General features: G+C 64.6%; 12 protein-coding genes. 9 read left to right on the forward strand and 3 right to left on the reverse strand.

Annotated elements, in window-relative coordinates; translation table 11 throughout:
* Positions 1-537 precede the first annotated feature (537 nt).
* Entirely contained in the window at positions 538-1,566 is a 1,029-nt protein-coding gene (locus F599_RS0110615) for a LacI family DNA-binding transcriptional regulator (RefSeq protein WP_019543512.1), read from the reverse strand.
* 166 nt (positions 1,567-1,732) lie between these two features.
* Between F599_RS0110615 and F599_RS0110620 the strand changes: the two genes are divergently transcribed.
* On the forward strand, positions 1,733-2,566 hold the full coding sequence (locus F599_RS0110620; RefSeq protein WP_026327954.1) for a PD-(D/E)XK nuclease family transposase: 834 nt from the start codon (positions 1,733-1,735) through the stop codon (positions 2,564-2,566).
* A gap of 316 nt (positions 2,567-2,882) precedes the next feature.
* Here the strand turns inward: F599_RS0110620 and F599_RS0110625 are convergent, their stop codons facing one another.
* Positions 2,883-3,548, reverse strand: coding sequence for an MBL fold metallo-hydrolase (locus F599_RS0110625; protein ID WP_019543514.1), 666 nt, complete (start codon positions 3,546-3,548; stop codon positions 2,883-2,885).
* Between the two features lie 204 nt (positions 3,549-3,752).
* On the opposite strand from F599_RS0110625, the gene F599_RS0110630 reads away from it, so the two are divergent.
* From F599_RS0110630 to F599_RS0110645, 4 genes are all read left to right on the forward strand, one after another.
* On the forward strand, positions 3,753-3,917 hold the full coding sequence (locus tag F599_RS0110630; RefSeq protein ID WP_019543515.1) for a hypothetical protein: 165 nt from the start codon (positions 3,753-3,755) through the stop codon (positions 3,915-3,917).
* Between the two features lie 126 nt (positions 3,918-4,043).
* Positions 4,044-4,319, forward strand: coding sequence for a hypothetical protein (locus tag F599_RS0110635; protein WP_019543516.1), 276 nt, complete (start codon positions 4,044-4,046; stop codon positions 4,317-4,319).
* 219 nt (positions 4,320-4,538) lie between these two features.
* A complete protein-coding gene (locus F599_RS0110640) occupies positions 4,539-5,204 on the forward strand; it encodes a hypothetical protein (protein WP_026327955.1) in 666 nt (221 codons plus the stop codon).
* Positions 5,205-5,473: 269 nt separating this feature from the next.
* Entirely contained in the window at positions 5,474-6,133 is a 660-nt protein-coding gene (locus tag F599_RS0110645; protein ID WP_019543518.1) for a D-sedoheptulose-7-phosphate isomerase, read from the forward strand.
* Positions 6,134-6,219: 86 nt separating this feature from the next.
* On the opposite strand, the gene F599_RS14895 is transcribed toward F599_RS0110645, so the two are convergent.
* Positions 6,220-6,954, reverse strand: a complete 735-nt coding sequence (locus F599_RS14895) for a hypothetical protein (protein ID WP_019543519.1) — start codon at positions 6,952-6,954, stop codon at positions 6,220-6,222.
* A 347-nt stretch (positions 6,955-7,301) separates the two neighbouring features.
* On the opposite strand from F599_RS14895, the gene F599_RS14175 reads away from it, so the two are divergent.
* From F599_RS14175 to F599_RS0110670, 4 genes are all read left to right on the forward strand, one after another.
* Positions 7,302-9,032, forward strand: a complete 1,731-nt coding sequence (locus F599_RS14175; protein ID WP_019543520.1) for a sensor histidine kinase — start codon at positions 7,302-7,304, stop codon at positions 9,030-9,032.
* Positions 9,001-9,756 carry a response regulator transcription factor gene (locus tag F599_RS0110660; RefSeq protein WP_019543521.1) on the forward strand — a complete coding sequence of 252 codons (756 nt, stop codon included), beginning with the start codon at positions 9,001-9,003 and terminating at the stop codon, positions 9,754-9,756. The genes F599_RS14175 and F599_RS0110660 overlap by 32 nt, the downstream gene beginning before the upstream one ends.
* Positions 9,757-9,852: 96 nt before the next feature.
* Positions 9,853-11,001: a glycoside hydrolase family 3 N-terminal domain-containing protein gene (locus F599_RS0110665; protein ID WP_019543522.1), complete on the forward strand. Its 1,149-nt coding sequence runs from the start codon at positions 9,853-9,855 to the stop codon at positions 10,999-11,001.
* Positions 11,002-11,192: 191 nt separating this feature from the next.
* Positions 11,193-12,695 (forward strand): phosphohexomutase domain-containing protein, encoded by a 1,503-nt coding sequence (locus F599_RS0110670; protein WP_019543523.1) that lies wholly within the window; start codon positions 11,193-11,195, stop codon positions 12,693-12,695.
* The last annotated feature ends 139 nt before the right edge of the window (positions 12,696-12,834 follow it).

Below are 12,834 nucleotides of genomic sequence, written 5' to 3' on the forward strand. Positions count from 1 at the left end.
TTTGCAAAAAAATGTTGCCAAGGACTTAAAAATCCTTGGCAATAGGCGTAAAATATAGATATGCAAAATCAAATTTTACAAGGAGATTATACATCCCTCGGCGGAAGTTTTCAACTCTGCTTTCCTTAAATTGCATTGCAAAATACAGGCACAGCGATTAGGCGTGCACCTCATCTAAATTGCGGCAGCAGCCTGAAACAGAACAGTGCAAAAAACGAGGCGATCGGTGACCGCCTGTTTCTTGTACTGTTTTTTATGCCATGATTATCGCCAGTGTCAGATGACCGTGATTGAGGTCAAAGAAAACGGGGCTATCCGCACGAAAATGCTTTCGTGAGACAGCCCCTTTCTGCTATTATCAATCTTGTTCTCTGCTGGCTTCGGCCTCGCGCTTGCGATCAAGTTCCTCGAGCTCTTTAAGCTCTTCGGCTCGCTCTGCGTCTGGTTGCTTGCGTGAGCAGAACATTGCGTCTGCGCTTTTTAGCCAACATTGCGCTTGGCCGTGTGCGGTGCGTTTCCTCGCGGGGCAGCTGCCGCTCAGTCGTCGCATTCCGTGACGTTCTCGAGGATGCGGATCTCGTTGCGCATGATGTATTTCTCATGCTCGGGCGCGATGCCGTTGACGAGGTAGTCGAAGACGACCTGCATCGCGCGGTGGCCCTGCGTGCGCGGGTGCTGGTAGATGGCCGCGCGGATGACGCCGCGTTTCATCATGTCGATCGTCGTCGGGATCGTGTCGAAGACGACGACGGTGAGGTCGGTGCGCTCGCGCGCGAGCAGGGCGCGCGAGGCGCCGTAGGCGCCGGAGGAGGCGACGAAGAGCGCGTTGGTCTCGGGATGCTCATCGAGGAGGCGCGCCGTCTCCTCGTAGGCGATCATGTCGTCGTCGTTCGTCTCCTGCACGCCGAGGTAGCGGAAGCCCGGCTCTTTTTCGAGCACGTCGAGGAAGCCCGCGAGCCGCTGGCGGTGGCCGTACATCTCGAGCGAGCCGAGGAGCACGCCCGCGCGGATCTCGGACGGGCCGATCATCTTGAGCAGCGCGCCCGCCGTGCGGCCGCCCTGCAGGTACGACGGCCCGACGTAGCAATGGCGCTTCGAGGCGGGCGCGTCGTTGTTGATGGTCACGACGAAGATGCCGGCGTGGACGCAGGCGTTGAGCTTCTCGAGCACGCGGCGCTCCGAGAGCGGGCTCACGATGAGCGCGTTGACCCTCGGCATGAGCTCGTCGAGGATGCGGCACTGCTCGGCGGCGTCAAAGCCGCGCGTGCTGCGCCAGAGCACCTGCAGGCCGAACTCCGCGTATTTCTGCGCGCGGTGGTGCATGGCGTCGAGCACCTCGTCAAAGAAATGGACGCCCTCGGAGGCGATGAGCACGCCGACGACGGGCTGTTTCTTGCGCGCCGAGAGCGCCTTGCCCGCGGGGTTCGGGCGATAGTTCAGCTTCTCCGCCATCTCGCGCACGAGGGCGGCCTTCTCAGGCTTCACCTTGCCGCGCCCGTTCAGCACGCGGTCGACCGTGCCGCGCGACACGCCGCAGAGCTCCGCAATCTGTTTGATCGTAACCATTCCTGCCGCCTCCCCATGTTTCTTTGCTTCAAATTATATCGGGCGGCGCGGAACGCGTCAAGGAAGGGGGAGGCGATAAAGGAAATCCAACCAATCGCGCGCCGCCTTTCGCTTGCGCGCTTGAGGATTTCTTAGTAGAATAAAGGCAGGAATGGAGGTGCTGCTCATGGCACAGCTGCCGAAAAACTTTCCGGAGGAATACCTGGCCATCCTGCAGAAGTTTCGTTTCATCGACGATACCTTTTTCGCCGCCTGTCTCGATGGGGACATTCCCTGTATGAACCTCATCCTGCGGCTCGTCCTTGCGCGAGATGATATCGAGGTGCAGCGCGTCACGACGCAGCAGAGTGTGCAGAACCTCTACGGGCGCGGCGTCCGGTTCGACGTTCTCGCGGTGGATGCGGCAGGGAAGCTCTATAACTGCGAGGTGCAGCGCGCGAGCGAGGGGGCAATCCCGCGGCGGGCGCGGTACAACAGCGGCATGCTCGACAGCCGCGTGCTGGCGAAGGGCACGCCGGTGCGCGAGCTGCCGGAGACGTACGTCATCTTCATCACGGAGCATGACACGTTCGGCGCGGGGCTGCCGCTTTACCACGTCGATCGCACAATCCGCGAACTAGAGCGCGACTTCGGTGACGGTGCGCATATCATCTACGTCAACGGCGACTGCAAGGACGACACGCCGCTCGGACGCCTGATGCAGGACTTCTTCGAGCCAGAGGCAGAGCGCCTGCACTATCCTGTCCTGGCGCAGCGTATGGAGTATTTCAAATCTGAGGCAAAGGGGGTTGCTGCCATGTGTGAATTGATGGAGCGCTTTGGCGCGGAAAAAGAAGCGAAAGGCCGCAAAGAAGGCCTTGCGGCGGGAGAGCACGGCGCACAGTGCAAGATGGCGCGCCGCCTGCTCGCACGCGGGCAGATGACGCCCGGCGAAGTGGCCGAGCTCACGGAGCTGCCGCTTGCCGAGGTGGAGGAAATCGCGAAGGGAATCTCGGCGTAGCGACGCCTTGCTTTTGAACGGTTTTTGAACGAATGAACATCCCCGGGGATATGAGCCTCAAAGGCGCGTCCCTGGGGATGTTTTTGATAGGATGATTTCGTTTTTGCTGTATTGTACTTATAAGGAACCGCTGATTAAATGAGGTGCCCTGAATTTACGTAGATGCGCTGTATCTCTCTAGGAGACAAACCGGAGGCGTAGCAGCCAAAACGCTCCATCGCGTTTTGTGCTGAGGATTGTAGGGCGACGAGAGGACAGTGCAGATACGTAAAGACAGGGTGCCGAATTAATCAGTGGTTCCATAATGATTTGGCGCTCACTGGTACCATGGCCGCGTCCGTTCCTCGCCGACGGTGGTCGGCTCGCTGTGGCCGGAGAGGAGCAGTGTGTCCGCGGGCAGGGTGAGGAGGCGGGTTTTGATGCTCTCCATGAGCGTGCGTTCGTCGCCGCCGGGGAAGTGGGTGGCGCCGTAGCTCGCGCGGAAGATGGTGTCGCCGACGAAGGCGAGGCGGTCGCCGTCCGTGCGCTGGGCCGCGGCCTCGCTGACGTAGGAGCAGCCGTCCTCGGTATGGCCGGGCGTGGCGATGAGATGGAGGCGGCAGGCGGGAGCGGCGGCGAGCGCGAGGCAGGCGCCGTCCGGCAGGTAGGTCATGCGCGCGGCGGGCAGGGTGAAGCCCGCGGGCGGGAAGAAGTTCGCCGAGAGGTTCCAGTCGGGGCTCTCGGCGTATTTTTTGCCCTTTTCCCACATGCAGATGGGGAGCGCGCCGAGCGCGTCGCTCACGGCGAGTGCCGCGCCGATGTGGTCGAAGTGGCCGTGCGTGAGCAGGATGCGCTCGACGGTGATGTCTTTCTCACGGACGGCGGCGAGGATGCGCTCGGGCGTAAAGCCCGGATCGATGAGGAAGGCGTGCCGCGTCTCGTCGTCGCCGTAGAGGTAGGTGTTCGTCGTGATGGGGCCGTGGGTCTCGATGAGGTAGAGCATGGGGGTCTCCTTTCTGTCGCGCGAAGGGAACCGCTGGCTGCGCCAGTGGCTCCGGAAAGCTTGCTTTCATCGTAGGGCAGACGGCGTTCCGCGTCAAGGGGCGCGGGGCGAGATTTTGTCGGCGCGGGTGTATCGCAATCGCGAGAAGTGCGATATAATGAAAGGGAATCGGCCCGGAAGGAAATGCGGGAAAGGAAGAGGCGTATGAAGGATCAGACGGCGGAGGCGCGGGCGCGGCTGCAGGCGAGCATCGACGGGCTGGAGCGGCGCATGAAGATGGATGCGAATGACCTCGAGTATGAGACGCATCTGCGCCAGAAGCGGCAGCTGCAGCAGATTCTCGACCGCCTGAAAGAGCAGGCGGAGTGATTTTCAGAAAGGCTTCAGATAGATTTGCGATAATCGAAATATCAAAAGGTCAAAATAAGCACCGGAGATCGCGGTGTTTTTCAAGGAACCGCTGGAGGGACAGCTGTTCCCGGAAGGAGGGCAATCATGTCTCAGCGCATGACGATGGAGGAAGTGCTCAAGGAATACGGCGTGCCGCTCATCAAGCTCGATGTGCACGCGACGCGCTCGGAGCTTTTAAAGCTGCGCGAGCAGCTCATGGCGATCCGCGATGTGAGCGGCGCGAAGGAGCAGGGGTATCTCGATATCGACTGCAAGCTCTATATCGATGTCGATGATATCGACCAGTACCTCTCGGGCGCGCGCGATACGGTCGGAGAGATCTACGCGTTCCCCGAGGATATCAAGTCGTATCGGGAGTAGTAGCGCCGCGCGTTCCGCCGCTGGCAGGACGGCCGGAAAGAAGCTGCCCGGCATACCTTACCCTTTGGGGCGCGTCAGCGCGGGATGCCAGTGGCATCCCCGGGAGCGCCGGGCGCAGCGATGGCGAAGCGGTGGCCGCAGATGCCTGCCGCGTCGCTTCTGCCGCTGGGACGCAGGGATATGCCCGCGGCGCATCTAGTTGATGATATGGAGGATCTTATGAAAACGAAGAAAGTATTTGCCGCTGTTCTTGCAGGGACGATGCTTGCGCTCGCGCCGCTTGCCGGGGCGGGCTCCTATGGGACGGCGCTGGCCGCGAAGGGCGGCGCGCGCATCTCCGCGCCCGCGCCGAAGGCCGCGCCCGCAGCGCCGAAGCCGAAGGCAGCCGCCGGCGCCGAGCACAAGTCGGTCTCCGGCAACGGCGGCAGCTATGCGCCGTCGAAGAGCGCGAAGGATCTCGAGAAGAACGCGCCGGCGGCGAAGTCCGGCTCGGGCATGATGGGCAATACCGCGCAGAGCGGCAGCCGCTTCGGCAGCATGATGCGCAACATCGGCCTCTTCGCGGGCGGCATGTTCCTCGGCTCGATGCTCAGCCATCTGTTCGGCTTCGGCATGGGCGGCATGATGGCGGATGTGTTCGGCCTGCTCGCGAATGTCGTCATGGTCATGGCGGTGATCTTCGCGGTGCGCTGGCTGTTCCAGAAACTGCGCGGCAACGGCAGCGGCAGCTCGTATGCCGCGCGCGAGCGCTACGACGCGCGGCCGCAGGAGCCGCAGACGCGCTATGACGCACGCCCGCAGGAGCCGCAGGCGCGGCTTGACGTGCACCGCGGCGAGAACGGCGCGAGCGCGCGCGATATCGCGGATCGGTACCGCGGACGCTGAACGCGGGACTTGCCCGGGCGGCAGGATGATGAGGTAGGGGCTCGTCAGCGCGGGATGCCGGTGCCTCCTCCCTGGGAGTGCCGAGTGTAGCGATGGCGGAAGAGGTGTTTCGCCTCGAATGATGATTTCCGGCGCAATCCCACGCTCTGCCAACACCTCTTCCACCGCTTCGCGGTCCCCCTTCTCCTGAGGAGAAGGTATGTTCTCATCCACTTCAACAGTAAGTGGAAAAATCTTGCATCAGTGCTTCCCTAAGGAAAGGATGTATTATGGAACTCAAGAAAACGACACTCGAAAAGGTTGAGGAGCTCATCGAGCGCTATCCGGCGCTCGCCGTCTGCCGCGAGGATCTGCGCGCGGCGGTGCAGGCCATCTGCGAGAGCTACGCGGGCGGGCACAAGCTGCTCGTCTGTGGCAACGGCGGCAGCGCGTCGGACAGCGAGCACATCGTGGGCGAGCTCATGAAAGGCTTCCTGCTGCCGCGCAAGCTCGGCGCGCAGGAGCAGCAGGCGTTCGAGCGGGCCTGCCCCGCATCGGCGGCGTATCTCATGGAGAACCTTCAGGGCACGCTGCCCGCGATTTCGCTCGTGAACTCCGTCGGCCTCGGCACGGCGTTCGCGAACGACCAGGCCCCAGACCTCGTCTTTGCGCAGCAGGTACTCGGCCTCGGCGCGGCGGGCGATACGCTCATCGCCATCTCGACCTCGGGCAGCTCGCAGAACGTCCTCTACGCGCTCGATGTCGCGCGCGCGAAGGGCCTGCGCACGATCGCGCTCACGGGCGCGAAGGGCGGCCGCATGGCGGCAGAGCACCTCGCGGAGACGGTCATCCGCGTGCCCGCGACGGAGACGTTCAAGATCCAGGAGTATCACCTGCCGGTCTATCACATGCTCTGCATCGCGGCGGAGCATGAGTTCTTCGGCGACTGAATGGCGCAGCGAAAGGGAGGAACCAGAGCCAGACGGCGGTTCCTCCCTTTTTGCGCGCTCAGGGGATGCGGGAAAGGCGGATCGCGTCAGCGCGCGGCGCGGACGCTCTGGGGGAAGACCTGGCCGCTCACGGCATCGATGCAGAGTGTGTAGTGCATGCCGCCCGCGGTGCACTGGACGAGATAGGTGAAATGGGGGTCGGGCGCAAAGCGCGGGCGCGGCGTGCCCTCAGGAGCGCTGCCCTCGGGGGCATTTCCCGCGCCGGGCGGCAGGATGGGCGCGGGATGCTCTCCGCCCGCGGAGGCGGCAGGGGCGTTTGCTCGCCGCGCGGCGCGTTCGCCTGGGACTTTGTCGCCGCGCGCGGCAGAGCCGTCCTCTGGTGCGCCTGCGCGCGCCTGGTCAGGCTGCTGTGCGCGGGCATGAACCCGCGCTTCCTTGGGCTGCTCCTTTTTGCGCCCGTCGCGGCGCTCCTGCTCTTTTTCCTTTCCCGCGCGCGCCTGCCTGCCCGTCATGAGGTCGATCTCGTCGAAGGTGACGGCGGTCTCCTCCTGGCCGATGGCGTCGGCGGCGATGCTCCTGATTTGCGCCTCTTTGAGGAGCGTCACGCCAATCTTCTCGGCCTGGATGGCGTTGAGCTGCGACATGGCGGCGCGCTCCTGCGCGTGTGCTGCGCGCGCCTGCGTCTGCTGGTAGTAGGTCGCGCCGCCGCCCGCGAGGAGTACGAGGGCGATGACGGCGGCGAGGCCGCCGAGGCGCTTTTTCGTGAAGACGCGGGAGAGTCTGCGGGAACCGGTCGCGTTGGTTTCGTTATTTTGTTCCATGATACTGCCTCCTATGAGAGCTGAGGAACTGCGGATGAATGCCGCGGCTCCTTGTTTTCTTTCGATGGTCACAGTATACGGGGCGTCGCTAAAGTTTTGCCAAAGCCTGGCGAAAGGCTGGCGAAAATATTGCATGGGAGGCGGTGTTTGCGGTATGGTATAGGAAGCATGGATGGAGTGCGGTGCGCCGACGCTGCGTGGTGGGATCACGTATTCGGAGAAACGGTGCGATGCTGCGGTTTGCCAAGAGCAAGAGGTGCGCGCACTCGCGGTTGATTGCGCGCGGATGGCGCGGGAACATGCTGCCGCGGGAAGCGGCGGCCGGAGAGAGAGAATGAGGTGGAACGATGCGCTTGCCTGTACCGAAACGGCTGCGGGATCTCTCGCTGCGGCACAAGATCCTCCTGGCGAATTTCCTCATGGTGCTCGTGCCGGTGCTGCTCATCGCGGTGCTCGGGACGCTGCTGCTCGCGGGACTGCGGTTCACGGGGACGCTGCGCCAGGCGGAGCTCGCGCTGCTTTGGCCCGAGCGCGGCCCGGCGATGGCGGTGTCGTACGCGGTGAGTGACCTGCGCTGGCAATCGGAGCGCAGCGGCGGGAGGGCGAAGCGGTTCGCCGAGGCGTGCCGCCTGCTCGAGCAGAACGGCGTGCAGGTCGTGATCGCGCGGCGCACGCCTGAGGGCGCGCCGCCGGAGCCGCGCGATGGGCAGGTGCCGTCAGCGCAGCATGCGGCGCAGCCCGCGCTCCTCTACGCGAGTCCCGGCGCGGACGCGGCGGCGGTTGTGCGCGAGGCGCGCCGGAGCCTGGGCGCGCCCCGCGCGGAGGGCACGCGCTGGCAGCAGGGCGAGTTCGCCTTTGTGCACCGCGCGCGCGGCGGCTGCGAGGTCTACGCGTACGGTCATCTGCCGTTGCCCACACCCGGGCAGGCGGATACGGCGGAGTATATGAAGAGCGCCGTGGAGGGACTGGCCTTTTTCGGCCTGCTGCTCTCGCTCGCGTTCATCGTCTGGCTCGGGCTCTCGCTCGCGCGGCTGCTTTCCCGTCAGGTGCTCGACCCGCTCGCGGAGCTGCGCGCGGCGGCGGAGGAGGTCGGGCGCGGCAACCTCTCCGGCAGACTCTCTTTCCGGTCGCGTGACGAGGTGGGCGAGACATGCGCCTGCTTTGACCGGATGCGCGCGGAGCTCCTGGCGGCGCGTGAGGCGCAGGAGCGCTACGAGCAGGGGCGGCGCGAGCTCATCGCGGGCATCTCGCACGATCTCTCGACGCCGCTCACGGCCATCGGCGGCTACGCGGCGGGGCTCGCGGACGGCATCGCGCGGACGCCGGAGCGCCGCCGCCGCTACGCGGAGCGCATCACGGCGCTCGTCGCGCAGCTCTCGCATCTCGTTGACCGCCTGTTCCTGCTCTCGCGGCTCGACCTCGGGCGCGTCGTGTTCCGCTGTGCGCCGCTTGCTGTCCACGCCTGTCTCGGCGCGTGGATAGAGGCGCGGCGCGCGGACTGGGCGGCGCGGGGGCAGGCGCTCGCCTATGAGGCGGCGGAGGCGGCGCGGGGCTGCCGTGTATCCCTCGACGCGGCGGAGCTCTCGCGCGTGCTCGAGAACCTCGAGAGCAACATCCTGAAATACGGCGGCGACGCGGCGGGCAAAGTCTCGGCGCTGCTTTCGCTGCAGGCGGTTCCCGGCGGTGTGCGCATCGTCTGGCGCGACCACGGCAGGGGCGTCTCGCCTGATGATCTGCCGCATCTCTTCGAGAGTTTCTACCGCGCGGATAAGTCGCGCGGCGAGCAGCCGGGGCACGGGCTCGGCATGGCCATCGCGGCCCGCATCGTCACCGGCATGGGCGGCCGCATCTGGGCGGAGCAGGCCGCGGGCGGCGGGCTCGCCGTCTGCATGGAGTTTCCTGTGCTGCCGCCGGATGAGGGCGGCGCGCAGACCGCAGCGGGCGAGGCAGCGCAGGCCGCGGCGGACAAACGCGCGGACGGCGGAGCAAAGAGCGGCGGGGCGGCCCCCGCTGCGCGGCAGATTTCCAAAGGAGAGGAACGACAAGATGAAGAGCATCCTGATTATCGAGGACAATGAGGACATCCGCGAACTTGAGCGCGACTATCTTGAGGCGGAGGGCTTTGCCGTCGATCTCGCCGCGGACGGGCGGCAGGGCCTCGCGGCAGCGCTCGCGGCGGCGCCTTTGGAGCGCGCGCCGCACGCGCCCTATGATCTCGTCGTGCTCGACCTCATGCTGCCGGGGATTGACGGCTTCGCCGTCTGCCGCGGGATCCGCGCGCAGAGCGAGGTGCCCATCCTCATGGCGACGGCGAAGCGGGAGGACATCGACAAGATCCGCGGCCTCGGCCTCGGCGCTGACGACTACCTCGTCAAGCCGTTCAGCCCCTACGAGTTCGTCGCCCGCGTCAAGGCGCGTATCGCGCGTTACGCGCGCGTCAGCGAGGCGGCGCGGCGAGAGGGCGGCGCGGCGTCGGACGCGGTCGCGCCGCCCATCGTGCGCGGCGAGCTCGTCATCGACACGGCGCGCCGCCGCGTGACGGAGCGCGGGCGCGAGATCGCGCTCACGAACCTCGAGTTCGCGCTCCTCGCCTTTCTCGCGCAGCATCCCGGCATCGTCTTCAGCCGCGAGCACCTTTTCACAAGCGTCTGGGGGCTCGATGCCGTCGGCGACAACGCGACGGTCATGGTGCATATCGGTCACATCCGCGAGAAGCTCGAGCCCGACCCCGCGCAGCCCATCTACATCGAGACCGTGCGCGGGGCGGGATATCGGTTCGCCGAGCAGGCGCGGCGCGGCTGAAAGCGGAGAGGGCACTAGCGTTCATCCATGCTTCGGCCATGTCAGGGAGAAGAAACAGCTTTCGCAGGAAAAGGGAAAATAGGAGGTCCGTGAGAGATGAAGGGTAGAGACGGTTGGCGCGTGATGGTTGGCATCATGCTGGGGATGGGACTTCTGGCGCTCGGCCTGCTCGCCGGCTGCGGCAGTGAGGCGCCGGAGCCGCAGGAGCCGCAGACGCTTGAGGAGAAGGCCGATGCCATCGTCGCTTCGATGACGACGAATGAGAAAATCGGCCAAATGGTCATGATCGGCGTCCATGGTACGGACATCGATGACGACAGCAAGGCGATGCTGCGGCAGTTCCATATCGGCGGTGTCGTTTATTTCGACCGCAATATCAAGTCGCAGGAGCAGCTCAAATCGTTCAGCGAGCATCTGCAGGCATATGCACAGGGGGAGGAGGCGCAACAGAAGGTGCCGCTCTTCCTCGCCATTGACGAGGAGGGCGGCAGCGTCTCGCGCGGCAAGGACGTTATCCCTGCGCCGGAGTCTGAGGAAGCCATCGGCGCGTCCGGTAATCCGGAGCTCGCGCAGGCTTCAGCTACCAGGACGGCGCAGGCGCTCCGGTCGCTCGGCATCAATATGAATCTCGCTCCCGTGGCAGACATCGGCACGAAGGATTCCCGTTCCTTCGGCCGCGACGCCGGGACCGTTGCGCTCTTTACGGGGAAGGCGGCCGATGGCTACGAGCAGGAGGGCATGCTGTACGCGCTCAAGCATTTCCCCGGCATCGGCAAGGGGAAGACGGACTCGCATAAGGAGGTTTCGAGCGTAGACGCTTCGCAGGAGACGATGGAGAAAGAAGACCTCGTGCCCTTTTATGAAATCATCAGGGAGCACCGGCCGGAGAACTATCTGATTCTCGTCTCGCATCTCATCTATCCCTGCTACGATGCCGCGCACTCCGCCTCGCAGTCGCGCGCCGTCATGACGGATCTGCTGCGCGGACAGCTCGGTTATCAGGGCATCATCCTCACGGATGACCTCGAGATGGGCGCGGTCGCCAACCATGTGCCGCTGCGGCAGGCGGGCGCGAACGCGGTCGTGGCGGGCGCGGACATCGTCCTCGTCTGCCATGAGTACCCTCACGAAGAGGAGGTCTATCTGGGCATCAAGGACGCCGTCGACGCGGGCGAGATCAGCGAGGAGCGCCTCGATGCCTCCGTGCGGCGCATCGTCCTCGCAAAGCTCGCGCACGCGCTTTGAGGGCGCGCTCTGCGTCTCTTGGCTGCACGCGTCACCCCTTGCGTGCGACAGTCCCGTTTTCACTCCCTCGCGTTTTGCGCTGAGGGGGGCGGGAGGAGTCGCCGATATTTCTTCGTCAGAAAAAGAGGGAAATTGCCGCTCCCTATGGAATACATATCCAAGGAAAGAGAAAACTGACAGGGGGCATTGTTATGATGACAGAAAAAGCTTTGCTGAAGCTCGCGAACGGCAGCGACGTGCGTGGGATCGCCGTCGACGGTGTGGCGGACGAGCCGGTGAATCTCACGGCGGAGGCGGCGAACCGCATCGCGAGCGGGTTCGTGGAGTTCCTCGCGCAGCGCACGGGGCTGAGCAAGCGGGATCTTCGCATCGCGGTCGGCCATGATGCGCGCATCTCGGCGCCTGTGCTGAAGAAAGCGGTCTTCGAGGCGCTGACAGCGGCGGGCTGCGTGACGGTGGACTGCGGGCTCGCCTCGACGCCGGCGATGTTCATGTCGACGGTGTTCAAGGCGACGCAGATGGACGGCGCGATCATGATCACGGCGAGCCACCTGCCGTTCAACCGCAACGGGCTGAAGTTCTTCACGACGGAGGGCGGCGTCGAGCCCGCAGAGATCCACGAGATCCTCGAGAGCGCCTGCCATCATCCCGAGGTGCAGGGCAATCTCGCCAAGGTGCAGAAGTACGACCTCATGGATCGCTACTGCCATTTCCTGCGCAAGAAGATCCGCCAGGCGCTCGGCGAGGAGGATGCGCCGCTCAAGGGCATGCATATCGTCGTCGACGCGGGCAACGGCGACGGCGGCTTCTTCGCGACGCAGATCCTCGGACGCCTCGGCGCGGATACGACGGGCAGCCGCTATCTCGAGCCGGACGGCCATTTCCCGAACCATATCCCGAATCCGGAGAACAAGCAGGCGATGGCGTCGATCCGCGAGGCCGTGCTCGCGAGCCGCGCCGATCTCGGCCTGATTTTCGATACGGACGTCGATCGCATGAGCGCCGTGCTCGAGAATGGCAAGGAGATCAGCCGCAACGCGCTCATCGCGATGATGGCGGCCATCCTCGCGCCGGACTATCCGGGCAGCACGATCGTGACGGACTCCGTGACGAGCGACGAGCTCACGGAGTTCCTCACGAAGGAGCTCGGGCTCAAGCATCACCGCTATATGCGCGGCTACAAGAACGTCATCGACGAGTGCATCCGCCTCAACAAGGCGGGCACGGTGTCGCCGCTCGCCATCGAGACGAGCGGTCACGGCGCGCTCAAGGAGAACTATTACCTCGACGACGGCGCGTATCTCGCGGTGAAGCTGCTCATCGCGGCGACGCAGGCGAAGCGCGCGGGGAAGAAGCTCGGCGCGCTCATCAAGAAGCTCGGCCAGCCGCTCGAGAGCAAGGAGTACCGCATGAGCATCCAGGGCGAGGAGGATTTCCGCGGCTACGGCGAGGGCGTGCTCAAGACGTTCGAGCAGCGCGCGCGGGCGCAGGGCATCGAGGTGGCGGAGCCGTCCTATGAGGGCGTGCGCCTCGTGTTCCCGCACGGCTGGGCGCTGCTGCGCCTCTCGCTCCACGACCCGCAGATGCCGATGAACGTCGAGAGCCGCAAGGAGGGCGGCGTCGCGGAGATCGCCAAGGCGGCGAAGCAGCTCCTCGACGGCTTCACCTCACTCGGCACGGATGTGCTGCGGTGAGACGGCTGCCTCAGCTCCCCCGGATATAGGAAAAGGGGCTGTTGCACGTATCAACAACGTGTAGCAGCCCCTTTTAGTTTGCAAAAAAATGTTGCCAAGGACTTAAAAATCCTTGGCAACAGGCGTAAAATATAGATAT

This window comes from Selenomonas bovis DSM 23594 (assembly GCF_000381005.1).
Taxonomy (GTDB): Bacteria; Bacillota; Negativicutes; order Selenomonadales; family Selenomonadaceae; genus Selenomonas_C; species Selenomonas_C bovis.

Excerpts from the sequence above, each read along its gene's own strand:
- F599_RS14895 (WP_019543519.1), bottom strand. The coding sequence starts at position 6,954 with ATGGAACAAAATAACGAAACCAACGCGACCGGTTCCCGCAGACTCTCC.
- F599_RS0110645 (WP_019543518.1), top strand. The coding sequence starts at position 5,474 with ATGGAACTCAAGAAAACGACACTCGAAAAGGTTGAGGAGCTCATCGAG.
- F599_RS0110615 (WP_019543512.1), bottom strand. The coding sequence starts at position 1,566 with ATGGTTACGATCAAACAGATTGCGGAGCTCTGCGGCGTGTCGCGCGGC.
- F599_RS0110640 (WP_026327955.1), top strand. The coding sequence starts at position 4,539 with ATGAAAACGAAGAAAGTATTTGCCGCTGTTCTTGCAGGGACGATGCTT.
- F599_RS0110670 (WP_019543523.1), top strand. The coding sequence starts at position 11,193 with ATGATGACAGAAAAAGCTTTGCTGAAGCTCGCGAACGGCAGCGACGTG.
- F599_RS0110620 (WP_026327954.1), top strand. The coding sequence starts at position 1,733 with ATGGCACAGCTGCCGAAAAACTTTCCGGAGGAATACCTGGCCATCCTG.
- F599_RS0110635 (WP_019543516.1), top strand. The coding sequence starts at position 4,044 with ATGTCTCAGCGCATGACGATGGAGGAAGTGCTCAAGGAATACGGCGTG.
- F599_RS0110660 (WP_019543521.1), top strand. The coding sequence starts at position 9,001 with ATGAAGAGCATCCTGATTATCGAGGACAATGAGGACATCCGCGAACTT.
- F599_RS0110665 (WP_019543522.1), top strand. The coding sequence starts at position 9,853 with ATGAAGGGTAGAGACGGTTGGCGCGTGATGGTTGGCATCATGCTGGGG.
- F599_RS14175 (WP_019543520.1), top strand. The coding sequence starts at position 7,302 with ATGCGCTTGCCTGTACCGAAACGGCTGCGGGATCTCTCGCTGCGGCAC.
- F599_RS0110630 (WP_019543515.1), top strand. The coding sequence starts at position 3,753 with ATGAAGGATCAGACGGCGGAGGCGCGGGCGCGGCTGCAGGCGAGCATC.
- F599_RS0110625 (WP_019543514.1), bottom strand. The coding sequence starts at position 3,548 with ATGCTCTACCTCATCGAGACCCACGGCCCCATCACGACGAACACCTAC.